The sequence below is a fragment of the Janthinobacterium sp. SUN128 genome (genome assembly GCF_030587275.1).
GTDB lineage: Bacteria > Pseudomonadota > Gammaproteobacteria > Burkholderiales > Burkholderiaceae_D > Janthinobacterium > Janthinobacterium lividum.
The window spans coordinates 2,630,735-2,655,796 of the sequence record NZ_JAPWHY010000001.1 but is presented as its reverse complement, the minus strand read 5'-3'; the positions used below and the strand labels follow the sequence as shown (position 1 = coordinate 2,655,796).

The 25,062-nt window shown below is 64.4% G+C and carries 20 protein-coding genes; 11 read left to right on the top strand and 9 right to left on the bottom strand.

Annotated features, from left to right (window positions below):
• Positions 1-2 precede the first annotated feature (2 nt).
• The 3 genes from O3297_RS11945 to O3297_RS11935 are packed head-to-tail and all read right to left on the bottom strand — an operon-like array spanning position 3 to position 5,235.
• Positions 3-2,786, bottom strand: coding sequence for an Hsp70 family protein (locus tag O3297_RS11945; RefSeq protein WP_305048798.1), 2,784 nt, complete (start codon positions 2,784-2,786; stop codon positions 3-5).
• 2 nt (positions 2,787-2,788) lie between these two features.
• Complete coding sequence (locus O3297_RS11940; protein WP_305048797.1) at positions 2,789-4,660, bottom strand: Hsp70 family protein; 1,872 nt, start codon at positions 4,658-4,660, stop codon at positions 2,789-2,791.
• Positions 4,657-5,235 (bottom strand): DUF2760 domain-containing protein, encoded by a 579-nt coding sequence (locus O3297_RS11935; RefSeq protein ID WP_305048796.1) that lies wholly within the window; start codon positions 5,233-5,235, stop codon positions 4,657-4,659. Before O3297_RS11935 ends, O3297_RS11940 begins: the two co-directional genes overlap by 4 nt.
• Positions 5,236-5,500: 265 nt before the next feature.
• Here O3297_RS11935 and O3297_RS11930 point away from each other — a divergent pair, with 265 nt between their 5' ends.
• From O3297_RS11930 to urtE, 7 genes are all read left to right on the top strand, one after another.
• Positions 5,501-6,100, top strand: coding sequence for a transglutaminase family protein (locus O3297_RS11930; protein ID WP_176384850.1), 600 nt, complete (start codon positions 5,501-5,503; stop codon positions 6,098-6,100).
• Positions 6,101-6,116: 16 nt separating this feature from the next.
• Positions 6,117-6,905, top strand: coding sequence for a DUF4349 domain-containing protein (locus tag O3297_RS11925; RefSeq protein WP_070254544.1), 789 nt, complete (start codon positions 6,117-6,119; stop codon positions 6,903-6,905).
• 198 nt (positions 6,906-7,103) lie between these two features.
• Entirely contained in the window at positions 7,104-8,357 is a 1,254-nt protein-coding gene (gene urtA, locus O3297_RS11920) for an urea ABC transporter substrate-binding protein (protein WP_305048795.1), read from the top strand.
• Positions 8,358-8,453: 96 nt separating this feature from the next.
• Complete coding sequence (gene urtB, locus O3297_RS11915) at positions 8,454-10,067, top strand: urea ABC transporter permease subunit UrtB (protein WP_370385401.1); 1,614 nt, start codon at positions 8,454-8,456, stop codon at positions 10,065-10,067.
• Positions 10,064-11,185 (top strand): urea ABC transporter permease subunit UrtC, encoded by a 1,122-nt coding sequence (gene urtC, locus O3297_RS11910; RefSeq protein ID WP_305048793.1) that lies wholly within the window; start codon positions 10,064-10,066, stop codon positions 11,183-11,185. The genes urtB and urtC overlap by 4 nt, the downstream gene beginning before the upstream one ends.
• Positions 11,182-12,012 (top strand): urea ABC transporter ATP-binding protein UrtD, encoded by an 831-nt coding sequence (gene urtD, locus O3297_RS11905; RefSeq protein WP_151096415.1) that lies wholly within the window; start codon positions 11,182-11,184, stop codon positions 12,010-12,012. Before urtC ends, urtD begins: the two co-directional genes overlap by 4 nt.
• Positions 12,013-12,014: 2 nt before the next feature.
• Positions 12,015-12,713, top strand: a complete 699-nt coding sequence (gene urtE, locus O3297_RS11900) for an urea ABC transporter ATP-binding subunit UrtE (RefSeq protein ID WP_151096414.1) — start codon at positions 12,015-12,017, stop codon at positions 12,711-12,713.
• A gap of 2 nt (positions 12,714-12,715) precedes the next feature.
• Here urtE and O3297_RS11895 read toward each other — a convergent pair whose 3' ends face one another.
• Together O3297_RS11895 and O3297_RS11890 are read right to left on the bottom strand one after the other, a co-directional pair.
• On the bottom strand, positions 12,716-13,300 hold the full coding sequence (locus O3297_RS11895; protein ID WP_034779146.1) for a chromate transporter: 585 nt from the start codon (positions 13,298-13,300) through the stop codon (positions 12,716-12,718).
• A complete protein-coding gene (locus O3297_RS11890) occupies positions 13,297-13,884 on the bottom strand; it encodes a chromate transporter (RefSeq protein WP_052139945.1) in 588 nt (195 codons plus the stop codon). Before O3297_RS11890 ends, O3297_RS11895 begins: the two co-directional genes overlap by 4 nt.
• A 219-nt stretch (positions 13,885-14,103) precedes the next feature.
• Between O3297_RS11890 and O3297_RS11885 the strand changes: the two genes are divergently transcribed.
• Positions 14,104-14,325 carry a hypothetical protein gene (locus O3297_RS11885; protein ID WP_099388279.1) on the top strand — a complete coding sequence of 74 codons (222 nt, stop codon included), beginning with the start codon at positions 14,104-14,106 and terminating at the stop codon, positions 14,323-14,325.
• A gap of 417 nt (positions 14,326-14,742) precedes the next feature.
• Here O3297_RS11885 and O3297_RS11880 read toward each other — a convergent pair whose 3' ends face one another.
• Both O3297_RS11880 and O3297_RS11875 read right to left on the bottom strand, forming a co-directional pair.
• The gene (locus tag O3297_RS11880; RefSeq protein WP_083299743.1) at positions 14,743-15,342 is read right to left on the bottom strand and encodes a response regulator; all 600 of its coding nucleotides are present in this window, start codon (positions 15,340-15,342) and stop codon (positions 14,743-14,745) included.
• A 362-nt stretch (positions 15,343-15,704) separates the two neighbouring features.
• Entirely contained in the window at positions 15,705-16,253 is a 549-nt protein-coding gene (locus tag O3297_RS11875; protein WP_052139943.1) for a phosphohydrolase, read from the bottom strand.
• 210 nt (positions 16,254-16,463) lie between these two features.
• Here O3297_RS11875 and O3297_RS11870 point away from each other — a divergent pair, with 210 nt between their 5' ends.
• Entirely contained in the window at positions 16,464-19,601 is a 3,138-nt protein-coding gene (locus tag O3297_RS11870) for an FAD/NAD(P)-binding protein (RefSeq protein WP_305048792.1), read from the top strand.
• 46 nt (positions 19,602-19,647) lie between these two features.
• On the top strand, positions 19,648-20,559 hold the full coding sequence (locus O3297_RS11865) for an alpha/beta hydrolase (RefSeq protein ID WP_305048791.1): 912 nt from the start codon (positions 19,648-19,650) through the stop codon (positions 20,557-20,559).
• Here the strand turns inward: O3297_RS11865 and O3297_RS11860 are convergent.
• Complete coding sequence (locus O3297_RS11860) at positions 20,544-23,594, bottom strand: hybrid sensor histidine kinase/response regulator (protein ID WP_305048790.1); 3,051 nt, start codon at positions 23,592-23,594, stop codon at positions 20,544-20,546. The two genes, O3297_RS11865 and O3297_RS11860, sit on opposite strands and share 16 nt — an antisense overlap.
• Here O3297_RS11860 and O3297_RS11855 point away from each other — a divergent pair.
• On the top strand, positions 23,593-24,222 hold the full coding sequence (locus tag O3297_RS11855) for a LysE family translocator (RefSeq protein ID WP_151096411.1): 630 nt from the start codon (positions 23,593-23,595) through the stop codon (positions 24,220-24,222). The genes O3297_RS11860 and O3297_RS11855 overlap by 2 nt on opposite strands.
• On the opposite strand, the gene O3297_RS11850 is transcribed toward O3297_RS11855, so the two are convergent.
• Entirely contained in the window at positions 24,185-24,922 is a 738-nt protein-coding gene (locus O3297_RS11850; protein WP_305048789.1) for a YceI family protein, read from the bottom strand. The two genes, O3297_RS11855 and O3297_RS11850, sit on opposite strands and share 38 nt — an antisense overlap.
• Positions 24,923-25,062 lie beyond the last annotated feature (140 nt).

Below are 25,062 nucleotides of genomic sequence, written 5' to 3'. Positions count from 1 at the left end.
GATTAATTGATCAGCTTCAACCCCGGCGGCAGCGCCTCGCCCAGCATGCGTTTGGTGTTCGCTTCGTCCAGCTGCGTCACTTCGCTGACCATCGCTTGCCACAGGGGCGGGGCGCCCACGGCTTTCAGGCGGGCCAGGATGGTGGTCCGCAGCTCGTCGCCGATGTCGCGCGAGCGGTCGCCCGTCATGCGTGCCAGGTGGGTGGCGGCGAAGGCGGCCGGTTCCACTTTTTTCCAGTCCAGCGCCAGCAGCACGTGCAGCCAGTCGGCCACGCTGGCGCTGTCGACCACTTCGTGCGCGCTGCCGTGGAAGGGCTGGCGCGCGCCGACCCTGGCCAGCGCCCACAGGGTATTCGTATCGGCCGCTTCCCCCTTCTTGCTGGCTTTCTCCAGCCGCTTGATCAGCCAGGCGCCCACTTCGGCCTTGTAGGCGCCGGGGATGCGCTCGAGCGAGGCGCCCAGGCGCAGCATGTCGTCGTCGCTGCCGTTGACCAGGGTGACGGGGCGGCTGCCGCGCTGGGCCGCATCGGCTTGCAGGTTGAAGGCGAAGTCGTCCAGCAGGCGCAGTTGCTGTTCAGGGTTCAAGCCACCGGCCACCCGGCGCCATAGGGTCCACCATTCGGCGCACACCTGGTTGTCCTTGTGATGCTGCACGCCCGCGTCGAACATCGCCCACAACTGCTCGATGCGCCACGGGTCCAGCGCGTCGCCATAGCCGGGCCGCAAACAGTAGCCGGCCAGGTTCAGCCAGACCCGCTCATGCTCGGCGGAGCGGCGCCGGCCACGGGCGCGCAGCAGCAGGGCGTCGAACAGCTGGCGCAGCAGGGGAGTCTCCCAGCTTTCGCGTCCGCTCAGCCCCCGTTCCAGGTGCTGGCGCAGCTGCCGCACTTCCTTGGCTTCGACCTTTTGCGCCTTGCCGCCGAAGATGCGCTCGATCTTCTCGACCGCTTCCTTGATGCGTGGCGAAACGGCTTGAGCCTCGCCATCTCCTTGCTCTTCCTGCCCAGCGCGCAACTGGAATTCCAGCAGCCAGCGCTGGCTGGCATCCGCTGCGGCCACGCAATGCACTTCCAAAGTCCCTACCTCGGTCATGACTGTCGCCAGCTGCACGGTGATTTCGCGCTTGTCACTGGCATCCTGTTTGTCGTGCAGCACGCTGGCCAGCGGCGGCAGGCGCAAGTATTCTCCGGCGTCCAGGTCGACGATTTCGCCCAGTTGCGGCGGCGTGCCCGCCTCAAAGAGGGACGTGGCCAGGTGGAAGCGCACGGGCCTGCCCAGGCGCAGCGCGAACAGCCGTTCGGTCAGGCGGATTTCCTCGCCGCTTGCGCTGCCACGGGGCAGGATGCAGACGGCGCGCTTGTCCTTGCCCGCTTCGCCCAGCACGAGGAAATAGCTGCGCGGCGAGCCGCCGCCGATGCGCGGCGCCTGGCCGCGCCGGGCCAGCGCGTAGGCGACGGCGCCACGGGCCACGGCCACGTCTGGATTGTCATTGTGCAGGATGGTCAAGGGCTGACCACGCCAGTGTGCCAGGGTCTCGGCCAGGCGGCGCGCCAGCGCGTCGGCGCGGAACACGCCGCCATTGAGCAGCAGGGTATCGGGCAGTGCGCCCTGATGTTGTTGTAAAAAGCCGGCCAGGTGACGCGTGATGGCCGCGTCCTGCGCATACGGTAGGCCGAATTCGACGATGCCTGCGCGGCCCTTTCTGGCCACCTCGCTCAGTTCCACCTTCGGGAAGAAGCCATCGACCACCATGGCCGCCACTTCCTCGCGCGTGACGTCGACGGAACGGCTGCCGCCGATCAAACGAGATCCTGCACCCAGCAGGGTGACGGTGGCGCTCTCAGGTGCATCGTTCGACAGCAGCAATTCCTTGGCGGCGCGGCAGCGTTCCATCAGCTGCGACAAGCGCGCGGCCGATAGCTTCATGCCACCTTCGCTGCCCGCCGCCATGCGCGTTTCCACCAGGTGGGCCAGCGCCAGGTCCATATTGTCGCCGCCGAGGATCAAATGATTGCCCACGCTGCTGCGCGTGAGCTGCGGTTCGCCGTCGTCATCGAAGTCCACGTCGATCAGGCTGAAATCCGTGGTGCCGCCGCCCACGTCGCAGACCAGAATGCGGCGCGTGTTGGCCAGGTCCTCGCGCAGGGTGGCGCGCTGGCGCTGCAGGAAGTCATAAAAGGCCGCCTGCGGTTCTTCTACCAATCGTAGCGCAGGCAAGCCCGCCATGCGGGCCGCTTCCAGGGTGAGTGCGCGCGCACCCTCGTCGAACGAGGCGGGGATGGTCAGCACCAGTTCCTGTTCCTCCAGCGGAGAATCCGGGAAGCGGTGATTCCACGCGGCGCGTACATACGCGAGATAGCTGGCGCTGGCCGCGACAGGCGACACCTTGGCCACGTCGGCCTCGGCGCCCCACGGCAGGATGGGCGCCTGGCGGTCCACGTTCGCGTGCGACAGCCAGCTCTTCGCGCTGGAAACGAGGCGGCCCGGCACCTGGGCGCCGAGCTGGCGTGCCAGAGCGCCCAGCACGGCATGCTCCAGGTCCTGCTGCGGCCATGGCAGCTGCAAGTCGCCCGCCGCCAGTTCGCCGGCGGCAGGGTGGTAGCGCAAGGACGGCAGCAGGGGGCGTGCACCCACTTCGCCGGGAGCGACCAGCTGCTCGATGGCGAACAGCTGGATGCCCGCCTGCATATCGGCTGCATTGGCCGCATTGGCATAGGCGACCACCGTGTTGGTGGTGCCCAGGTCGATGCCGACCAGGAAGGCCGGCTTGCCCACAGCGCTGCGCATGCCTATTGCTGCGGCGTGCCGCGCACGTCGAATTCCACCTTCCAGCGCTCGGTGCCATCAGGGGAGACGGCCAGCAGCTCCAGCGTGCCCGCTTCCGTCACGCGCGCGTGCAGCTTGACTTGCACCACGTCGCCGGCCTGACGGCCTTCGGCGGACAATGTCGCCTGGATTTCGCTCAGCTCCTGCAATTCATCGGGGCCCCAGAAATCGAGCAAGTCGCCGATCTGGTCGTTGCGCCGCGTGGACGAGGCGAAGAAGCGGAAGTGCACAGGCTCGCCCACGACCAGGCCGAATTGCTGGCCTGGCAGTTCCAGTTCGCTGCCTTCTTCCATGCCGAACGGCGCCACGCACAGGGCCTGGATAGGCGGTTCCATGCCGGGGATGGCCGGCATGGCCGACTCGATGGCGACATAAAAGGCGCTGGCCGTGCCGCCGCGGATGCGTACGCCATGGCCGCGCCGCACGTAGCTGTAGTAGGCCGCGCCGCGCGCCACGGCCAGGTCCAGGTCGGCCCCGGCCAGCATGCGCGCCGGTTCCGCGCCTTCCATGTACAGCCAGTCGTTGACGGTGGCCATGATGCGCTGCACCAGCAGGTCCGACTTGAAGACGCCGCCGTTGAACAGCACGGCCGTCGGGTGCAGGAAGCTGGCGCCGTCCGCCTGGCGGCCGGCAAAGCCTTCTAGTTCGGCCGTTGCCGCCACCTGGCGGCCCAGGAACGCGGCCAGGTGGCGCGTGATGGCCGCATCCTGCGCATACGGCAAGCCCAGTTGCGTCAGGCCGGCGCGCGTGCGCACGGCAGGACGGCTCGATGCTTCCACTTGCGGGAAGAAGCCGTCGAGGATGAAGGTGGACACTTCCGCGCGCGTCAGTTCCGTGCGGATGGAGCCGCCGATCAGTTTCGAACCGCGGCTCGGCACGACGATGGGCGCCACATCGAGGCCGCTGTCGGCCAGCAGGCTTTCCTTGGCGCTGCGGCAGCCGTAGGTCAGCGCGCGCATCTGCCAGGCGTCCAGTTGGGTGCCATTGGCGGCCAGCTTGCGGGCCACCAGGTGGGCCAGCGCCAGGTCCATATTGTCGCCGCCCAGCAGGATATGTTCACCGACTGCCACGCGGTGCGGTTCCAGCACGCTATCGCGCTCGAGCACGGCGATCAGCGAAAAGTCGCTGGTGCCGCCGCCCACGTCGACCACCAGGATGATGTCGCCCGGCTTGACTTCCTTGCGCCAGCGGCCTTCGCTGGTCTGGATCCAGCTGTACAGGGCCGCTTGCGGCTCTTCCAGCAAGGTCAATGAGGAATAACCGGCCGCCTGCGCCGCTTCCATCGTCAACTCGCGCGCTGCCGGGTCGAACGAGGCGGGAATGGTGACGGTGATTTCCTGCTCGGCGAACGGCGCTTGCGGGTGGGCGTTGTCCCAGGCCTGGCGCAAGTGCGTCAGGTAGCGCGTGGCGGCCGTGATGGGCGAAATGCGCGCGACTTCGGCTGGCGCGTCGTTCGGCAAGATCGCCGCGCGGCGGTCCACGCCCGGGTGGCACAGCCAGCTTTTCGCGCTCGACACCAAGCGGATCGGCGTGGTGGCGCCGCGGCTGCGGGCCATTTCGCCAACGACGAACGGCGCTTCGGCTTCCTCGGTGACCCAGGGCAGGGCCAGGTCGCCCGCCGCCACTTCATCGGCGTGCGGCAGGTAGACGAACGACGGCAGCAGCGACAGCTCTTCGACGGTGCCCGGCGCCGACAGCTGCGGCACTTTCAGCACGCCATGGCTGGACTTTTCGCCGTCGCTCTCGACCAGGTTGACATATGACAGGGCGCTGTGGGTGGTGCCCAGGTCGATGCCGATGGCGTAGCGCGGGGTAGGGTTGATCGTGTCGCTCACAGTTCCACCTCGGCCGGTGCCAGGATGGCGGCGTCGTGCTGCTCGCTCAGTTTCGGCAGGCGCATGCTGGAGGCGCGCCAGCCGCGGTGGCTGAGGGTACCCGTGAACGGCGCGGAGCCGACCACGTTGCCCGTCAGGCGTACCTGGGCGCTATCAAAACCTTCCTGAAGGACGATGCGGCTGCCTTCGGCTTCCTGGCGCACGGCCTCGATGGTGAAATACTCGCGCATGACCTTGGCGCAGCCTTCATGCACCACGCGGGCGGCCGCGCCGATATCGGCATCGGTATGGCTGCCCAGGTTTTCCTGGGTGAAATCGATCAATCGCGCTTCGCGTTGCAGCAGGGCCAGCAATTGCAGGGCCGCGTCCGGCGTCGCTTCCTTCAAAATGACGGGCGCGGCGGCTGGCACCGGGGCAGGGGCCACTGGCGCGACGGGAGCGGCGGGCGCCGCCTCGGGCAAGGCCAGCTTTTCCACGCGGGCCGCATAGGCGGCGTCCGACAGGGTGCTGAAGAAGGCGCCGAAGGCCAGCGGGACACGGCGCCAGAACGATGGGTGCGACGATGATGTGCTCATAGGGAACTCGTTTCTCTGATCTGTAGGGAGGCGTCGGCGGCGCGCCGGAGGGCAGGTCCGCTTCGCAGGGTAGTGCATGTGCCGCGCCAATATGGCCGGCTGCGTTTGCCCGCATGATACCAGCTACCGGGCCGCCGCCAAAGTCGCCGCCCCCCGCGCAGTAAGGCTGAGGCGTGGTTTTTCTTTGTTCCTGCGCAAGGAAACGCTCGATTTCGTGCCGTTTCGACTAGAATCGCGCATTATCTTTTTGCATGACCTTGATGCCATGTCTACCGACTTTTCCCCGTATCTAGCCAGCAGCACTTACATCGACAGCGACCATCCTGCCGTGCGCGCCAAGGCGGCTGCACTGGCGGCAGGCGCGGTGGGCGACGCCGCCATCGCGGCCCGCTGCTTTGCCTTCGTGCGCGACGAGATCGCCCATAGCTGGGACTACCAGCGCAATCCCGTCACCTGCCGCGCTTCCGACGTCTTGCAGCATGGCACGGGCTATTGCTATGCGAAGAGCCATCTGCTGGCGGCGCTGCTGCGCGCCAACGGCATTCCTGCCGGCCTGTGCTACCAGCGCCTGGCCGTGGGCGAGGTGGGGCCACCGTTCTGCCTGCATGGCTTGAATGCCGTGCATCTGCAGGAGTTCGGCTGGTACCGCATCGATGCGCGCGGCAACAAGCCCGGCGTCGCTGCCGCCTTCACGCCGCCACGGGAACAGCTGGCCTTTCCCGTGCTGGCGCCCGAAGAGCGCGACTTGCCGGAAATCTGGCCAGAACCGTTGCCGCAGGTGGTGGCGTCCTTGACCTGCCATGCGACCGTGCAGGATGTGGCGGCGCACCTGCCCGATATCGAATTGTTGCCGCTGCAAAAATAATCCAAAGAAAGAAATCATGAAAAAAATATCCATATGCCTGTTTGGACTGTTGCTGCTGGCCGGCTGCGGCAGCAAGGGCGAGAGCGGCGGGCAGTCGAGCGCCGCGCGTCTCGAAGGCAAGGAAAAGGGCAGCGAGTTCCTTGCCTATGAACATAATGTCAGCGTCGATACGCGCGAGGCGCAAGTGCGGCCCCTGTATGAAAAAGTGGTCGCCGCCTGCAAGGCCGATACGGAAAACGGCTGCCTGCTGCTCGATTCCAGCGTCGACAGCGGCCGCTACGTGCATGCGCGCATCAGCATGCGCGCCAAGCCGGCCGGCATCAAGAAGCTCGTCGCGCTGGTCGCGGCCGAAGGCGACGTCACCAGCCAGGGCACCAAGGTGGAAGACCTGGGCCGTCCCGTGCTCGACAGCAAGAAACGCCTGGAAATGCTCAAGCAATACCAGGCGCAATTGCAAGACCTGGAAAAACGTTCGGGCACCAACGTCGATGCCCTCATCAAGGTGACCAAGGAACTGGCCACCGTGCAAGTGGAACTGGAGCAGGCGACGGCCGCCAATGCGCTGTTGATGCAGCGTATCGATACGGACTTGTTGAACGTGGCCATCAGCGCCGAAGGCAGGCAATCGTTCTGGCGGCCCGTCAAGCGCGCGCTGGGCAATTTCACGGAAAACCTGTCGGAAGGCGTGGCCAACGCCATCACTGCCATGGCCTACATCCTGCCGTGGCTGATCGCTTTCGTGCTGCTGTTCCCGCTGGGCCGCAAGGGCTGGCGCCGCCTGCGTGGAGCTCCGCGCAAGGATTGATGCCGGGATTGCTGCGTCCTGCGCACCGTTTTACGGCAATTTGAAACCTGGCTGCACAGTCCTTGTGCAGCCAGGTTTTTTTTCGTGCGGCGAGCGCCGCTTGCACCATGGCGGACGCCTGCCGGTGCTGGCATGCATTCTGCTTTAACAACATGGCAGACCCAGCTCGACCCCCACGAACCCATCACAGGAGTCCCCATGACACGACGCATCATCCTGAAAGCGGCCGCCGCCGGCGCACTGGCCCTGGCCATGTCCACCACCATGCAGGCAGCCTTGGCCGCCGACACGATCAAGGTGGGCATCTTGCACTCCCTGTCGGGCACCATGGCCATTTCCGAAACGTCGCTCAAGGATGTGGCGCTGATGACGATCGCCGAGATCAATGCCAAGGGCGGCGTGCTGGGCAAGAAGCTGGAAGCCGTCGTCGTCGATCCCGCGTCGAACTGGCCCTTGTTCGCGGAAAAAGCGCGCCAGCTGGTGGCGCAGGATAAAGTGGCTGTCGTGTTCGGCTGCTGGACATCCGTGTCACGCAAATCCGTCTTGCCGGTGTTCAAGGAACTCAACAGCCTGCTGTTTTACCCGGTGCAATACGAGGGCGAGGAGCTGGAAAAGAATGTGTTTTATACGGGTGCCGCGCCGAACCAGCAGGCGATTCCTGCCGTGGAATACCTGATGAGCAAGGATGGCGGCGGCGCCAAACGCTTCGTGCTGCTGGGCACGGATTATGTGTATCCGCGCACCACCAACAAGATCCTGCGCGCCTTCCTGAAAAGCAAAGGTGTCAAGGATAGCGATATCAGCGAGGTCTACACGCCGTTCGGCCACGCCGATTATCAAACCATCGTCGCCAACATCAAGAAGTTTTCCACGGGCGGCAAGACGGCCGTCATTTCCACTATCAATGGCGATTCCAACGTGCCGTTCTACAAGGAATTGGGCAATGCGGGCTTGAAAGCCACGGACGTGCCCGTCGTCGCGTTTTCCGTGGGCGAGGAAGAGCTGCGCGGCATCGATACCAAGCCCTTGCTGGGGCACTTGGCGGCGTGGAATTACTTTGAATCCGTCAAGAACCCCGTGAATGCGGTCTTCATCAAGCAGTGGAAAGCGTATGCCGTGGCGCAAAAGCTGCCGAACGCGGGTTCGGTCGTGACGAACGACCCGATGGAAGCGACCTATGTGGGCATCCACATGTGGGCGCAAGCCGTGGAAAAAGCGAAATCGACGGACACGGACAAGGTGATCGCCGCCATGGCCGGCCAGAGCGTCAAGTCGCCGTCCGGCTTTACCCTGACCATGGACCCGACCAACCACCACCTGCACAAGCCCGTGATGATCGGCGAGATCAAGGCCGACGGGCAATTCAATGTCGTGTGGAAAACCAAGGAACCGATACGCGCCCAGCCGTGGAGCCCGTTTATCAAGGGGAATGAGGGCAAGCAGAAGTTGTAGGCGCTATTACCCACCAGCAAATGCCGGGGTCGGACCCTCAGGGTCCGACCCCAGTCCTCGCCTTTGGGGTAAGCGCACGCCCCGTGCAGTTTTTCCATGGAACTTACAATGAGGTTCATCTCCAAACTGCTGGTCCTCGCCTGCCTGTTGCTATCCTCGTTCGCGCAGGCTGCCATCCCTCCCGATCTGCTCAAAGCGCTATCCGGCGACGATCCCGATACCAGGATCGCCGCCGTCGCCCAGATTGCCGCCCTGGCCACGCCCGAGGCCGCCCGGGTGCTGCAAGCCTTGCAGGACGATCAGTTATATGCGGCCCCCGACGGCAAGGTGTATATCGTCGACGGCGAGCAGGCATATGAGCCGGCAAGCGGCCAGAGCGTGCCGCTGCCCGATGGCATCGACGGCGTGATGGTCAATAACCGCTTGCGCGCGGCCGTGGCGGGCGCCTTGTCGGGGTTGAAACTGCTGGCGCCCGAGCGGGCCACGCGCCTGGCCGCCGCGCAGGCGCTGCAGCAATCCGTCGATCCCGCACAGGTCCCCCTGATCCGCACTGCGCTGGCGCAGGAAAACGATGCTGACATCAAACAGATATTGCAGCTGCTGATCGCCAGCGCCAACCTGCATGCGCCCGACGCCGCCACGCGCAAGGCCGCCGTGCAGGCGCTGGCGGGCAGCAGCGATGCGCGCCTGCTGCCCGTGCTGCAAGCCATGCTGGAGAAAGGACCAGATGGCAAGGCCGGCGAGCCGGACGAGGCCGTGCAGCTGGCCGCCATCGAGACCATGCGCCAGATCAAGGGACGGGTGGCGCGCATGGAGTTCGCCGGCAATGTGTTCTACGGCATTTCGCTGGGCAGCGTGCTGCTGCTGGCCGCGCTGGGGCTGGCCATCACGTTTGGCTTGATGGGCATCATCAACATGGCGCATGGCGAACTGCTGATGATAGGCGCCTACACGACCTACCTGTGCCAGCTGTTCTTCCGCAGCTATCTGCCTGGCTTGCAGGATGCGTATCTGCTGGCCGCCTTGCCGGCCGCCTTTTTTGTCGCGGGACTGGTGGGCGTGATGCTGGAGCGCACGGTGATCCGCTGGCTGTATGGCCGGCCGCTGGAAACCCTGCTGGCCACCTGGGGCATCAGCCTGATCCTCATGCAGGCCGTGCGCACGGTCTTCGGCGCGCAAAACGTGGAAGTGGCCAATCCCGCCTGGATGTCGGGCGGCGTCACCGTGCTGGGCGGCCTCGTGCTGCCGTACAACCGCCTGGCCATCATCGCCTTTGCCATCGTCGTCGTCGTGGCCGTATGGCTGATCCTGAACAGGACGCGGCTGGGACTGTTCGTGCGGGCCGTCACGCAAAACCGCCGCATGGCCGATTGCGTGGGCGTGGCCACGGGCAAGGTCGACATGCTGACCTTCGGTCTCGGTTCCGGCATCGCGGGGCTCGGTGGCGTGGCCCTGTCGCAGCTGGGCAATGTGGGGCCGGATCTGGGCCAAAGCTACATCGTCGATTCCTTCATGGTGGTGGTGCTTGGCGGCGTGGGCCAGCTGGCCGGCACCGTGATCGCCGCGCTGGGGCTGGGTGAAGTCAACAAATTCCTCGAACCGGTGGCGGGCGCCGTGCTGGCGAAGATCGCCATTCTGGTGTTCATCATCATTTTCATCCAGCGCCGGCCGCAGGGCCTGTTTGCCATGAAGGGACGCAGCGTCGAATGACTACCTCCTATCAAATCAAGCCTGGCCTGTTCACGCGGCCCGTCTGGCTGGCCATCGCCGCATGCACGGTGATGGCGGCGTTGTTGCCGGTTTTCAACCTGGCGTTTGCGGAAGGGCATGCGCTGCATGTGTCCGCCTATACGGTGGCGCTGGTGGGCAAGTTCATGTGCTACGCGCTGGCCGCGCTGGCGCTGGACCTCGTCTGGGGCTACACGGGCATATTGTCCCTGGGCCACGGCGTGTTCTTCGCCCTGGGCGCGTATGCGCACGGCATGTATCTGATGCGCGCCATCGGCGACCAGGGCCAGTACCGCAGCAGCCTGCCCGACTTCATGGTCTTTCTCGACTGGAAAACCTACCCCTGGTACTGGGCGTTTACGGAACATTTCTGGTACTGCATGGCGCTCGTCGTGCTGGTGCCGGGCGTGCTCGCCTTTGTGTTTGGCTACTTTGCCTTTCGCTCGCGCATCAAGGGCGTGTATTTTTCCATCATCACCCAGGCGATGACATATGCCTTCATGCTCTTGTTCTTCCGCAATGACACTGGCTTTGGCGGCAACAACGGTTTCACGGATTTCAAGACCATCCTCGGCCATAGCATCACGGCGCCCGCCACGCGGGCTGTGCTGTTCCTGCTGACTTTGGCTTTCCTGCTGGCGGCCTTGATCGGTGCGCGCGTCATCGTCCGCTCGAAACTGGGCCGGGTGCTGCAGGGCGTGCGCGACAGCGAGGCGCGCTTGATGTTCCTAGGCTACAACCCGTTGTGGTTCAAGCTGTTTGTCTGGACCTTGTCGGCCGTGCTGTGCGGCATCGCCGGCGCCCTGTACGTGCCGCAGGTGGGCATCATCAACCCGTCCGAAATGTCGCCGGCGAACTCCATCGAGATGGTCGTGTGGGTGGCCGTGGGCGGACGTGGCACGCTGATCGGTCCCATCCTGGGCGCCTTCACCGTCAACGGCTTGAAAAGCTGGTTCACGGCTGCCTTGCCGGAACTGTGGCTGTTCGCGCTGGGCCTGTTGTTCATCGTCGTGACGCTGTTCATGCAGCAGGGCATGCTGGGCGTGCTGAACAAGCTCAAACGTAAAAAACTCGCCGCCATGGCAGAGGAGGCCGCATGAGTATCCGCATGTTGCCCGGCATGGCCAGCGCGGAAGCGGGGCCGACGTACTCGCGCGTGAAAGGTGAGGGCGTCGATACGACGCACGGCGCCATTTTGTACCTGGAAGACATCAGCGTGTCCTTCGACGGCTTCAAGGCCATCAACAAGCTCAGCCTCGATATTTCCGTGGGCGAATTGCGCTGCATCATCGGCCCGAACGGGGCGGGCAAGACGACGATGATGGATGTGATCACGGGCAAGACGCGTCCCACGTCCGGCACGGCCTGGTTTGGCCAGACCATGAACCTAGCCACCATGACGGAAGCGCAGATCGCCCACGCGGGTATCGGCCGCAAGTTCCAGCGCCCCACCGTGTTCGAGCAGCACACGGTGTTCGACAACCTGGAACTGGCGATGAAGATGGACAAGCGCGTGGCGCCCACCCTGTTTGCGCGCCTCACGTCCGAGCAGGAAGGCAAGATCGAAGCGATATTGCGCCTGATCCGCCTCAACGGCCAGGAGGCGCGGCCGGCGGGTTTGCTGTCGCACGGGCAAAAGCAGTGGCTGGAAATCGGCATGCTGCTGATGCAGGAGCCGCAGCTGATTCTGCTGGACGAACCCGTGGCCGGCATGTCGGATGCGGAAACGGCGCGCACGGCCGAGTTGCTCAATGAATTGCGCGGCAAGCATTCGATCATGGTGGTCGAACACGACATGGGTTTTGTGACGGAGATTGCCCGGCAAGGCATCGTTACCGTGCTGCATGAAGGCGCCGTGCTGGCGCAGGGCCGCATGGACGAGGTGCAAGCGGACGAGCGGGTCATCGAAGTCTATCTGGGAAGGTAAGCATGCTGGAAGTCGAACAATTGAATCAATACTATGGCTCCTCGCACACCTTGCGCGGCATCAACCTGTCGGCGCGCAAGGGCGAATGCCTGGCCTTGCTGGGCAGGAATGGCGTGGGCAAGACAACCTTGCTGAAATGCCTGATGGGCGTGCTGCCCGTGGCGCAGGGCAAGGTGGTGTTCCACGGGCGCGACATCACCAGGCTGGCGCCCCATGCGCGGGCAAAGCTGGGCATGGCTTACGTGCCGCAGGGCCGCGACATCTTTGCGCGCCTGACGGTCGAGGAAAACTTGCTGATGGGTATGGCGAGCAAGGGTGGCCGGCAAGCTGCGCGCATCGATCCCCACGTGTATGAGCTGTTTCCGGTGCTCAAGGAGATGCTGCAGCGGCGCGGCGGAGATTTATCGGGCGGGCAACAGCAGCAACTGGCCATCGCCCGCGCCCTGCTGGCCGAGCCGCAGCTGATCATCTTCGACGAGCCGACGGAAGGCATCCAGCCCTCCGTCATCAAGGATATCGGCCGCGTGATCAGCGTGTTGAAACAGCGGGGCGACATGGCCATCGTGCTGTGCGAACAGTATTTTGATTTTGCCCGCGAGCTGGCCGACGAATTCATCGTCCTGTCGCGCGGCAGTGTCGTCGCCAGCGGCAAGGCGGAACAGATGGATGGCGAGGACGTGAAGCGGCACCTGGCCGTGTAAGGTCAGACGAGCTGGAACCAGCCCAGCACGGCGCCGGCTGCCAGCAGCCACAATAAATGGATCTTCGTGCGCCAGATGATCAGGCCAGCCACGATGGACAGGCTCCACAGGGGCCAGTCCGTACGGATGTCATGGTTGGCGCCGCCCAGTATCATGCCCGTGGAAATCAGCAGGGCGACGACGATGGGCGCCATGCCTTGCTTGAAGGCGCGCACGGGGCGCAGGTCGCGGTTGCGGTAGCCCCACTGGGCCGCCACGTAGGTGAGGGTGGTGCTGGGCAGCATGATGCCCACCATGGTCACCAGCACGCCGAGGTAGGCCGCCGCGTAGCTGCCCGCGTTCATGCCCACGTTCCAGCCCATCAGGGCGACGAACAGCACGTTGGGGCCGGGCGCGGCCTGGGCGATGGCGATCGATTCGTTGAATTGCGCCTGTGTCAGCCAGCCATGCTGTTCGACGAGGAAGCGGTGCATTTCGGACGTGGTGGAAATGGCGCCTCCGATCGACATCAGCGACAGCATCAGGTAGTGGCCGAACAGGTTCAGCCAGTCGCCCGCGCTCAACACCAGTTGCAAGGGCGGATTCATGCGGACAGCTTTCGGTAGGTCAGCAGGCAGCCGATGCCGCCCAGGCCCAGCAGGATGTACAGCAGGGGCCAGCGGAAGATCGCCACCATCAGCACGCCGAGCACGGTGATGGACAAGGTCAGCCACAAGGGCAGCGGATGCTTGCCCAGCGCGGCAGCCAGTTTCACGCCCGTGGCGGCGATCATGCCGGCCGAGACGGCCGCCATGCCGCGCAAGGCGCCCGCCATCTGCGCATTGTCGCCAAAGCGCGTGTACAGCACGCCCAGCACGAGCACGATGAGGAGGGGCACGGCCAGCATGCCGGCCAGCGCCGTCAGCGCGCCTTTCAAACCGAAATAGCGCCCGCCCACCATCAGCGACAGGTTGACGACATTTGGCCCGGGCATGATTTGCGCCACGGCCCAGTCTTCCAGAAATTCTTCCTGCGTCAGCCAGCGCTTGCGCTCGACCATCTCGCGCTGGATCACGGCCAGCACGCCGCCAAATCCCTGCAGGGCCAGCCAGGTGAACGAGAAGAACAGGTCGGCAAGCGAGGCGGGCTGCGGGCGGGGCAGGTCGGGCTGGATGGAGGAGGGGGAGGGCATGGCTGATTATCGCCGTGGCCGATCGCGCTTGTCCATCGCTTTCGGCTGCGCTTGTGCCTGCAAGAAAAAAACCGTGGCTCATGTTTCCCTGCCATTGACATCGAGAGTTTATCGGCAATACTTTTATCGGCAACATGACCGCTGTCCCTGTCCGGGCTGTCGCGGGTCGCACCGCTACGCCGTCTCCTCCCTCCGTCCCCTTCGCAGGAGTTGTTCATCATGCCTCATTCCACAGAAACGCTGCATATGCCCGTCAAAACCGTGGTGCTGCATGCCCGGGTCGACCAGAAGATGTGCGATATCGTCAATCTGGGCATCGCCGTGCAGGCGGCCTTCAGTACCTTGTGCGCACTGGAATACCTGAAGTCATACAATGTCGCCCCGGAACTGATCGAGCGCGTGCTGCTGCATCCCGAGCAGCGCCGCCAGACCGTGCATTGAGTATCCCCACGGCAACTGTGTTGCCGGAGGCCGCGATCCGCTGTTGTCGGATTGATCATTACGGCTCAGTTATGCACAAATGATGAGTTAACGAAATTGGCGAAATAATTTTCTTGTGATTATGTGTGAGTTTCTAAGTACTTGATTTTAATGTGTTTTATTTTTGCTGTTTGATTGAGCAGTTTATTGAAAGCCGCACGGGCTGTGGCTTTGAGGCCTGTCAATAGGCCCTTATCCACAAAGATATCCACAGTCCGTGTGGATATCTGAAAAAGCGCTTAACAATCCGCCACTTAGGAAATGGGAGCCGCCCAACCCATGCAATCGGCGGGCAAGATGGGCCAAAACGGGGCATTCCACAAGCCTGTATGCCTATCCAGTGCTCTTGTTTTTATGACTGAAAGTAGCGGCCGATGGTCAGGGCGTGCCGCTGGCCGGCGCCGCCGGCGTGTCGCCGCACTGGGCCAGGGCGGCAGCAAGTTCGGTAACCTGTTGCTGCGCTTCGCGCAAGGTGGCATAGGTGCGCAGCGAGGCGATCACGGTGGTAAACAACTTGCGCGTGGTGAGGTCGGTCTTGCACCAGAAATCGTTGATGTCGTAGTCGATGATGATGCGGTGTTCCAGGGCCTGGCCGGGCTGGCCCGTGCGCAGGATGATGCGCACGGCGCTGTTGTGCAGTTCTTCGCGGACCTGGCGCGCCACTTGCAGCCCGGCATCCTGGGTTTCCATGATGACATCGAGCAGCACCACGGCGATATCAGGCGTGCTGCGTAGCAAGGCCAGCGCCTCGGCGCCCGAATACGCGTGCAAAAAGCTCAGCCTGCGTCCCTGGAAGCTGGCCTGGCTGAGGGCGAACTTGGTCACCACATGCACGTCGACATCGTCATCGACAATCAGCACGCGCCAAGGCGCCGCAGTGGACGGTTCTGCCGCCGCGTCTGTCCGTCCCAGCGGTTCGTCGACCAGCCAGTCGGGTTCGTCCGCCTCCTTGGCGGCGCTATCGCTATCTATATTCATGCGTTTATCCACCGTTGATCGTACTCGCTACTCCACACTATGCCAGTCTGCGGGGTTTGTCAAAACAATGCTGTTCAAGCAAGACGGCCTCGCGCCACATCGGCTTATGCACAGCAAAAATATATTTTCATGGTGGCAGATTAAGTTTGCGCCAGCGCAAATTCATGATTGCAAGTCATTGATTTCATTGGGGTAAAAAATTGCCTGTGAAATCAGCAAATTATTGAAACCCGCATCAATACTGGCGTTGCGGCTTGTCAAGAGGGGCTTATCAACAACTTTATCCACAGTTGCTGTGGATATCTAAAAAAGCCGTGAAAAAACCGGGGCTTAGCGCCGATTCGTACGGCGGGGGGAAGCATTCATGCGGCCAGACCAAGCCCGCCCAGTTGGGCAAAGGCATGCAGGAAGCGCTGCTTGGCTTCGGCCGGACCCATGGCCTCGATTATACCGGGCAAGGGGGCGATGCCGTCAAGGTAAGCCCAGCGTTCGGCCGAGTGCGGCATCAGGTCGCGCTTTTCCGTGGCCAGCGCGATCAGGTCGGCCCGCTTGATGGGCGCGTAATCGGAAAAATCCAGCCCATACGTGGCGGCGATGATGGCGCTGACCTTGTCTTCCAGTACGGCAAATTCCGGCAGCAACACTTTCAAGGGTTTCACCATGTCGCCCAGATAGGCTTCGGCCGCGTCGTGCAGCAGGGCGGCCAGGCGCAAATGGGGTGGCACCAGTCCGGCGACGATCAGGCTGTGCTGGGCGACCGAGTAAAACACCTGCGTCTGTCCATTGAAGCGGCACTGGTAGGCGAGGCCGTGGGCGATGTCCTCGATGGCTACCTTGTCGATATGCGGGCGCAAGGGATAAAAACGGTTGCCTGAATAGGTGGAAACGTAGTCGGTGGTAATCATTGCCATGGCATGTTGCTCGGAATGCTCAAGATGCTTCATCGTACACCCGATGGCATGGGCTTGCCCCGGCTGCCGTGCGCAAGCGGCTTTCTGCCGGGATCGCCTCCAAGCCTATGCATCTTGGCAAATCCTTTAATTTATTTCATATCATTCATTGATATTTCTCAAATACACTGTAGAAATCTTGTTTGACTGAAACTTAAAGGGGACAGGGCAATGACGGCGACACCTTCGGCAAGACCTTCGTATATCTATCAGGGCGGTTCGGTGATGATGCACTCGCCGCTGCAATTGAAACAGTCGGAAATGTACGGTTATTTCGTCAGGGGCGAACTGGCGAAACTGCAAGCGACCGTGAATACCACCCTGAACCAGGTGGCGGGCAGCAAGATGACCCTGAAAGCCCTGTCGCCGTATGTCATGCTGACGTTTACGCGCGTCAACCATGCGGACTCCGCCAACCCCGTCGACCAGGCCAAGGGCTGGATCACGGAAGTCGACATCGTCACCTGGATCATGGTGGGCCAGATGGATGCCCAGGGCAAGCTTGCGCATATCTACTGGTATCCGTGCCACATTTTCGTCGATGACGCGATGGCCCTGATCAACGGGCGCGAGCTGTTCGGCTATCCGAAATACCTGTGCGACTACGAGATTCCCGCCGCCGGCAGCGAGCCGCTGCGCTGTTCCGTGGCTGCCAAGGGCTTCCAGCATTTTTTGCCGGAAACGAAACTGGCCCTGCATCCGTTGCTGGAAGTCAACGCCACCGTGCAGACAGGGCAGCACAAGAGCGTCAACAGTTTCCTGGAACTCATCGAGCAGGCGTTCCAGATTTTCCTCTCCATCCCCGATTTCTTCGACATGGACCAGGCCGGCTGGGCCGATATCTTGTCCTTGCTGCGCAACCCCCGCATCGACCAGATATTCCTCAAGCAATTCCCCGACAGCGCGGGCGTGAAAGCCGTGTACCAGGCCCTGGTGGCCGCGCCCGCCGAGATCAACCGCCTGCACAGCGCGCGCCTGCTCGGCTATGAGTATGAATGCACGCTGCACGCGTTCGACAGCTTCCCGCTGGACCAGACCCTGGGTCTCAAACTGGGGCCGCAGGCGGCGATATTGCCGTTCCAGGTGAATTTCGATTTCACGGCCATGCCGGGCGAGGAGCTGGTCGACAATTCCCGCATCGCGCCGGAAAAGATCGCCATCCTCGGTGGCGGCGTGGCGGCCATGACCACGGCGTATTATCTGACGAACCAGCCGGGCTGGCAAAACCGGCATGCCATCACCGTCTACCAGCTGGGCTGGCGCCTGGGCGGCAAGGGGGCCAGCGGGCGAAATGCACAGGTGGGCCAGCGCATCGAGGAACACGGCCTTCACATCTGGTTCGGCTTCTACGCGAATGCCTTCAAGATGATCAAGGAAGCGTACGCGAGCCTGGAGCGTCCGCCCGGCGCGCCGCTGGCCACCTGGCGCGACGCTTTCAAACAGCACGATTACGTGGCCCTGTCGGAAGACGTCAAGGGCAAGTGGCGCAACTGGTCCATCGTCTTTCCCACCTTGCCGGGCGAACCGGGCGAGGGCGGTGAAGACATCACCCTGTGGCAGATGGCCATCGCCATGGTGGGCTGGATCGAGCAGTGGATCCGCCAGATCCGGCAAGTGGCAGACGCCGACGCGCGCATCGTGCGCGCCAGCGCGTCGCAAGGCGAAGGCGTGTGGCCGGGCTGGCTGCGCCGGCTGGCCGACGAAGTGGTGGGGCAGGCCGATGAACTGGGCCTGGACGTGGGCCTGTCCGTGGGCGCGCTGGTGGCGCTGGTAGCCGACCTGGCGCCCGATTCCACGCGCCACGACCAGGCGCGCCACCAGCTGCTGGCCAGTACCCTGAACGGCATCCGCGCGTGGCTGCGCCTGCGCTACCGCGCCCTGATCGATGGCGACGATGAATTGCGCCGCCTGTTCATTTGCCTGGACCTGGGCATAACGGTCATGAAGGGCATGTTCGAGGATGGCGTGTTCAAGAACGGCTTCGACGTCATCAACGATATCGACTTCCGCGCCTGGCTGAAAAAACATGGCGGCGACGAGCAGTTCAGCGTCAATTCGGCGCCCGTGCGCGGCTTCTATGACCTGGTGTTCGCCTACGAGGGCGGCGATTTTGCGAAGCCGAATATCGAGGCGGGAACGCTCTTGCGGGCGATGGCGCGCATCGGCCTGGCCTACAAGGGCGGCATCATGTTCAAGATGCAGGCCGGCATGGGCGACACGATTTTCACGCCGCTGTACGAAGTGCTGCGCAAGCGCGGCGTGGAATTCAAATTCTTCCAGCGCGTGGAAGAGCTGGTGCCGGGCGCGGGCGACATCGACAGCATCCGCATCACGCAGCAGGTGCAATTGAAGGACCCCGCCGCCGGCTACGCGCCGCTGGTGGACGTCAAGGGACTGGCTTGCTGGCCCAGCGCGCCCGATTATGCGCAGCTTGATCCAGCGCAAGCGGCCCTGCTGCAAGCGCAGGAAGTCAACCTGGAGTCGTACTGGAGCGACTGGCCGCAGCAGTACCAGCAAGCGTTCGGCCGGCAGCTGCCCGCCACGGTATTGAAGAAGGGCGTCGACTTCGACAAGGTGGTGTTCGGCATTTCCATCGGTTCGCTGCAGGCCCTGTGCCCGCAACTGCTGGCGCAAAGCCCGGCCCTGCAACTGGCGGCCGACAAGGTACAAACCGTGGCCACGCAGGCCTATCAGGTGTGGCTCAACAAGGATTTGCGTCAGATGGGCTGGACCACGCAGCCGAAAGGCCAGCAGCCGGTGCTGTCGGCCTTCACGGAGCCGTACGACACATGGGCGCCGATGGATCAATTATTGGCGCACGAAGACTGGCCGGCGGGGCATGAACCGAAAAATGTCTCGTATTTTTGCAGCGCCTTCCCCGTCGACAGCTACCCGCCCGTCACCGACACGGATTTCCCGGCCCGCTGCGCGGCCAGGGCGAAGCAGGGCGCGCTGCATCAGCTGGAGCGCGAGATCGGCGCGCTGTGGCCCGAAGCGGGCGGGCCGGGCGCGTTTCCGTGGCAATGGCTGGTCGATGCGAAGGAGGGGGCGGGGCCGGCGCGCTTCGACAGCCAGTACTGGCGCGCGAATGTCGACCCGTCCGAGCGCTACGTGATGTCGGTGGTGGGCAGCACGCAGTACCGGCTGGCCACCGACCAGTCGGGCTTCAGCAACCTGTTCCTCACGGGCGACTGGATCAAGACGGGCCTCAATGCGGGCTGCGTGGAGGCGGCCGTGATGGCCGGCATGCAGACCTCGCGTGCCATGACGGGCTATCCGGCCGTGATCCAGGGGGAGACGGATTTTTAGTTATTTCGCTATGATGGCGTTTCATTGTTCCCTGCGCGAGCGAGCCATGCAACGCCTGATGCTGTTGAGTCTTTTCCTTGTCCACCTGCACGCGGGCGCCGCGCCGCCCGGCGCGATTGTGCTATGGCCCGGCGCGCCGCCCGGCGGAGCGGCGCCGGGCCCGCAGCGCGACAGCGCCAAGGGCTCCATCACGCAGGTCGAACAACCGTATCTGATCGCGCACCGCCCGGCGCAGCCGAACGGCATGGCCATCCTGCTGGTCAGCGGCGGCGGCTATGCGCATATCGAGGCGGGCAAGGAGAGCGGCCCGGCCGCCAACTGGCTGCAGGCGCAGGGCATCACGGCGTTTGAGCTTGTGTACCGCTTGCCACGCGAAGGCGGTGGGGTGGCCGCGCCATTCCAGGATGGCCAGCGCGCCATGCGCGTGATCCGCGCGCGGGCGGCCGAGTGGGGCATCGATCCGGCGCGCATCGGCATGCTCGGTTTTTCCGCCGGCGCGCACCTGGCCGGCATGACGGCCGTGCAGCCTGACGCTTCCCGCTACGCGCCCGTCGACGCCATGGATGGCGTCTCCGCGCGGCCCGACTTTGCCGTGCTGATGTACCCCGTGCTGACCATGCAAGCGCCATTCGACACGACGCACGCGAAGAAACAGTTGCTGGGCGCCCATCCCACGCAGGCGGCGCGCGACGCCTTGTCGGTGGAACTGCAGATCGATGCGCGTACGCGGCCCGCTTTCATCGCGCAGGCGCTGGACGATCCCATTTCCCCGCCCGAGAACAGCCGGCTGATGGCAGCAGCCCTGCGCCGCGCAGGCGTGCCCGTCGAGCTGCATTTGTTCCAGCACGGCGGCCATGGCTGGGGCCTGGGCAAGCCGGGCAGCGAGCCAGCCGCCTGGCCGCAGCTGCTGCTGGCGTGGCTGCGGGCGCATGGCTGGATGGCTCAGCCGGCAGGCTGAGCTTCCAGGTCGCGCCGCGCCGCATCCAGCGCAGCCTGGAGCTGCGGCAGGAACTGCTCCACGTTATCGAGCTGGCCGTTCGATGCCAGGGTTTCCATCTGGTGGCACAGGCCGTGCAGGGTGGGGCGGCTCAGGTAGCCGGCGCTGCCCTTCAAGGCGTGGAAGGCGGCAGCGGCAGCGCTGGCGTTGCCGTCGCGCACGGCGTGGCAGGCCAGGTCCAGGCGCCGCGGCGCCTCCGTCAGGAACGCTTGCGCGATGCGCTGCAAGTGCTGCGGCGACAGGCCTGCCAGCGGCAGGATGTGTACGGGCGCCGTCATGGGATCGGCAGGCACGGGTGGCTCGTCGGCGGCGCCTTCCAGGCCGAACTGGCGCGCCAGGGCGTCGTCTTCGGTGGGCGTGGCAGGCGGCAGCGCGTGGCCGCGCGCCAGCAGCAGGTCGATGATGGCGTCGATTTTCTCGAACAGCAGCGCTTCGTCGACCGGCTTGCTGAGGAAGTCGTCCATGCCGGCGGCCAGGTAGCGTTGCCGGTCATGTTCGCTGGCGTTGGCCGTCAGCGCGAGGATGGGAATGTGCGCGTCGGGAATGGGGAATTGGGCGTTGCCGCCGTCGCGGATCAGGCGCGCGGCCTGTTCGCCATCCATCTGCGGCATGCGGCCATCCATCAGCACGCAATCGTAGGCGCCGGATCCCAGCGCGCGCAGCGCCTGCTCGCCGTTTTCCACGATGGTCACGTCATGTCCCATGCCTTCCAGAAGGGTGCCGATGATGATCTGGTTGGTGCGCACGTCTTCGGCGCACAGGATGCGCAGGCGGCAGGCGTGGCGCGCGTGGCGTGCGGGCCGGCGCGCGTCGGCCGCCGGCGCGCTGCCGTCTTGCAGCGGCAAGGTGAAATGGAAGCGCGAGCCGATGCCGACGCGGCTTTCCACGCCGATCGTGCCCCCCATCAGTTCAACCAGTTCCTTGCAGATGGCCAGGCCCAGGCCCGTGCCGCCGTAGCGGCGCGTGGTGGAATGGTCGGCCTGCTCGAATTTCTGGAACAAGCGCGGCAAGGTGTCCGCGTCGATGCCGGGACCCGTATCGCTGATGATGAATTCGATGGCGCTGCGGCCATCGTGGCGCGGCGGCGTGCGGGCGCGCCGCACTTCCAGCAGCACTTCGCCATTGGCCGTGAATTTCAGCGCGTTCCCCAGCAGGTTGATGAGGATTTGCCGCAGGCGCGTGGGGTCCGCGCGCACGTAGCGCGGCAGGTCCAGCGCCAGTTCGCGGCGCAGCAGCAGGCTCTTGGCGTCGGCCTGGCCCTGCACGATGCCGGCCGCGTCGCTGATCAGAGCCAGCAGGTCGAAGTCCACGGTTTCCAGGGTCAGCTTGCCCGCGTCGATCTTCGAGAAATCGAGGATGTCGTTGAGGATGGTCAGCAGCGATACGCCATTGTGCAGGCCGATGCGCAGGTATTCCTGCGTACGGCCACGTACAGACTGGTCGCGCAGGGCGAATTTCAGCATGCCGATGACCCCGGCCAGCGGCGTGCGGATGTCGTGGCTCATGGCGGACAGAAAATCGATGCGGTGGCGGCTGACCACTTCCGCGTGTTCCTTGGCCTTCAGCAGGGCGTCGTTGCTGAGGGTGAGCGCCAAAGTCCGTTCCTGCACGCGCTGTTCCAGGTTGTTGCGCAGCAGGCGGATCTGGTCGGCCAGGGCAAACGCCAGCAGCAAGCCGTCGAAAGTGCCGCCGAGCAGGGTCACCAGCTGGGCGTTGGCCACCATGGCGGGCATCAGGCCCAGGTTGGCCGGCAGGATCAGAAAGCCGGGCAGCATCAGGGCGACGAAGGCCAGCACGAAGAAGCGCGCCGGCTGGTAGCCGCGGCACCAGACGACGATGCCGCAGATGAGCGCCATCAGCATCCAGATGCTGATGGTGATGGTGGCCAGGGTGTGGGCATACGACAGGGCGAAGAAGCAGCTGGGCAAGAGCAGCAAGGGCAGCACCAGGTTGACCTTGCTGATCCGGTACAGCAGGGGCGAGTAGTCGCGCAGGCGCAGGAAATGCGTGTAGAACAAGGTGCTGAAGACGGGCAGCAGGAAAAACGGCACGTAATGCAGCTGCAGCATGTGCCAGTCGAACAGGTCGGCAAAGACGTGGAAGGTCATGGCCCAGGCCAGGCCATAGGTCAGCACGTACAGCGCGTAATAGGCCGAGGCTTTTTCCAGGGTGATGGAAAAGATGAAGAAATTGAACAGGCCCAGCGCCAGCAGGGCGCCGATGGACGCCACCATCAGGAAGTTTTCCTTGCCCACCAGCTTGCGGTAATCCTGCTGCGTCTTCACGCCGAACATGGGCGCGCGCGCATAATAGGGGCTGGAAAAGCGGATCAGGATGTCATATGTGGCGCCCGGCGCCAGCTGCACGTTCCTGCCGTAGTGCAGCAGATATTCGTGCGGACGCTGGTAGCCCGTCAGCAGGGTCTGCGGCGCCGTCTGTGGCCCGGGGCCATACACGTGCAGATCGACCAGGTCGATCAGGGTATCGTTCGGGTCGATGACCCAGGCCGCTACGCTGCTGTCGTTGCGCACTTGCGCATGCAGCCAGTAGGCGCCGCCGAACAGGTCGACCTGTTCGGCCGGGCGCTGGCGCGCCAGCCAGGCGGGCAGGGCGGCCGCATCGGCAGGTGCGGCCTCACTTCCGGCGAGAAACAGTTGCCCACCGTTGCCCAGGTGCTGGATGCCTTGTTTGTTCAGGGGCAAGGGTGTCGCCTGCGCCGCACCCGCCAGGCCCAGCAGGCTGATCAGCAAGCTGAACAGAAGCGGCCAGCCGCATAGCCAGGCGCTGACGCGGGAGCTGGAAGCGCGGTGGCTGGATGGGGGCGGGTGGGCTGGCATCGATGGGTTTGGTGATGGTCGCGCGGGAAATGGCGGCAAAGCCGTTTGCTGTGGAGTACCCATTTTAATCGACTCTCGGTGGCACACGGGCAATTTCATGTCCTGCCGGCATGGCGAGCGCTCCGGTATCATGGCGCCTTTTGCTTGCGAGATATTCATGCTCAGTCCTGACCAGTTCCTGGCCTTCCTGGCCGCCGCCGTCGTCATTACCGCCAGTCCCGGCCCCGACAACCTGATGGTGCTGGGCGTGGGCATGTCGCGCGGGCGCCGCCAGGGCATGGCGTTCGGCCTCGGTTGCGCCCTCGGCTGCCTCACGCACACCGTGCTGGCGACCATCGGCGTGTCGGCCCTGCTGGCCGCCTCGCCCACCGCATTTACCCTGCTGAAAGTGGCTGGCGGCCTGTACCTGGTGTGGCTGGGCATCGGCGCCTTGCGCAGCCGTGGCGGCGCAAAGGTCGATGGCGCGGCGGCCTTGCCCGACGAGTCCTTGCTGCGCCTGTTCGGCAAGGGATTGTTTGCCAACAGTATCAATCCGAAAGTCGTGCTGTTTTTCCTCTCGTTCCTGCCGCAGTTCATCGTTGCTGGCCAGGGCAATGCCAGCTGGCAGACGGCGCAGCTGGGCCTGGTCTTCACGGCGCAGGCTTGCGTGCTGTTCGGCCTGCTCGGCTATTTTTCCGGCGCCGTCGGCAAGTGGCTCAACCGCCGCCCGCGCGCCGGCCTGTGGCTGGACCGCGTGGCCGGCACCATCTTCATCGGCCTGGGCTTGCGCCTGATCCTGGCGCGCTGATTTCCTGCCGGGCGGTGATGCGGAACGCCAGTTCCATCTGATCCTGCACGGCCATGGCCCCGCCCAGGACGGCGAAGGGCACGATGCCGAAGTCGCTCTGTTTCAGCAGCAGGCTGCCGCTGGCCTGCAGGCGGCGTCCATCGGCCGCTTGTTCGATCCGTACCGGCAGCTGCAGCGTGCGCGTCACGCCATGCAGGGTGATGTCGGCCTCGAGCACTTCCTTGTTGCCCGTGCGCCGGGCGTCGATGCGCACCCACGGATAGCGTTCCGCCTCGAGCACGCGCACCAGCATGTTGTGGCGCGTGCCGGCGATGGCGTCGGCCGACGGCGTCGTCGTCAAGCCGGCCGCCTGGCGCAGGCTTTCTTCATCCACACTCATCTCGTCTAGCCGGAACTGAAAGGCGGCGCGTCCCGGCGCGGGCGCCACCACGCCCTGCAGGTTGCGGCTGGCGATCACGTGGTCATGTCCGAGCCGCGCCAGCGCGCCGCCGCGGCGCACGGTGATGGTCAGCAGGGATTCTTGCGGGACGATGTGCAGCACCTGCACGCCCCGCTGTTGCCACGCTGGCGCTTGCATGGCTGGTGCCGGAACTGGCGCGGCTGGCAGCGAGGCGGCGGGCGGCGGCGCGAACGGGGTGCAGGCCGCGAGCAAGGCGCAGGCGCAGGCCAGCAGCGTGCGGCGGTAGGCATGTGGCGTCAATGAGGACTCCTGGCAGTGGATGGCAACGGTGTGGCGCAGGGCGCAATGGGGCGATAGTAAGCGATCCGGGCATCGGCGGGATAGTCGGTTCGCGAGCGCGCCCGTTTTTGCAAGACCAATTCGGCCTGCCGGATGTCCTG

Bases quoted from the DNA above. Each gene is read 5' to 3' on its own strand.
- O3297_RS11945 (WP_305048798.1), bottom strand. From the start codon at position 2,786: ATGCGCAGCGCTGTGGGCAAGCCGGCCTTCCTGGTCGGCATCGACCTG.
- O3297_RS11890 (WP_052139945.1), bottom strand. From the start codon at position 13,884: ATGCCCTCCCCCTCCTCCATCCAGCCCGACCTGCCCCGCCCGCAGCCC.
- O3297_RS11855 (WP_151096411.1), top strand. From the start codon at position 23,593: ATGCTCAGTCCTGACCAGTTCCTGGCCTTCCTGGCCGCCGCCGTCGTC.
- urtA (WP_305048795.1), top strand. From the start codon at position 7,104: ATGACACGACGCATCATCCTGAAAGCGGCCGCCGCCGGCGCACTGGCC.
- urtB (WP_370385401.1), top strand. From the start codon at position 8,454: ATGGAACTTACAATGAGGTTCATCTCCAAACTGCTGGTCCTCGCCTGC.
- O3297_RS11860 (WP_305048790.1), bottom strand. From the start codon at position 23,594: ATGAATATCTCGCAAGCAAAAGGCGCCATGATACCGGAGCGCTCGCCA.
- O3297_RS11870 (WP_305048792.1), top strand. From the start codon at position 16,464: ATGACGGCGACACCTTCGGCAAGACCTTCGTATATCTATCAGGGCGGT.
- O3297_RS11875 (WP_052139943.1), bottom strand. From the start codon at position 16,253: ATGGCAATGATTACCACCGACTACGTTTCCACCTATTCAGGCAACCGT.
- urtD (WP_151096415.1), top strand. From the start codon at position 11,182: ATGAGTATCCGCATGTTGCCCGGCATGGCCAGCGCGGAAGCGGGGCCG.
- O3297_RS11895 (WP_034779146.1), bottom strand. From the start codon at position 13,300: ATGAATCCGCCCTTGCAACTGGTGTTGAGCGCGGGCGACTGGCTGAAC.
- O3297_RS11865 (WP_305048791.1), top strand. From the start codon at position 19,648: ATGCAACGCCTGATGCTGTTGAGTCTTTTCCTTGTCCACCTGCACGCG.
- urtE (WP_151096414.1), top strand. From the start codon at position 12,015: ATGCTGGAAGTCGAACAATTGAATCAATACTATGGCTCCTCGCACACC.
- urtC (WP_305048793.1), top strand. From the start codon at position 10,064: ATGACTACCTCCTATCAAATCAAGCCTGGCCTGTTCACGCGGCCCGTC.
- O3297_RS11930 (WP_176384850.1), top strand. From the start codon at position 5,501: ATGTCTACCGACTTTTCCCCGTATCTAGCCAGCAGCACTTACATCGAC.
- O3297_RS11935 (WP_305048796.1), bottom strand. From the start codon at position 5,235: ATGAGCACATCATCGTCGCACCCATCGTTCTGGCGCCGTGTCCCGCTG.
- O3297_RS11885 (WP_099388279.1), top strand. From the start codon at position 14,104: ATGCCTCATTCCACAGAAACGCTGCATATGCCCGTCAAAACCGTGGTG.
- O3297_RS11880 (WP_083299743.1), bottom strand. From the start codon at position 15,342: ATGAATATAGATAGCGATAGCGCCGCCAAGGAGGCGGACGAACCCGAC.
- O3297_RS11925 (WP_070254544.1), top strand. From the start codon at position 6,117: ATGAAAAAAATATCCATATGCCTGTTTGGACTGTTGCTGCTGGCCGGC.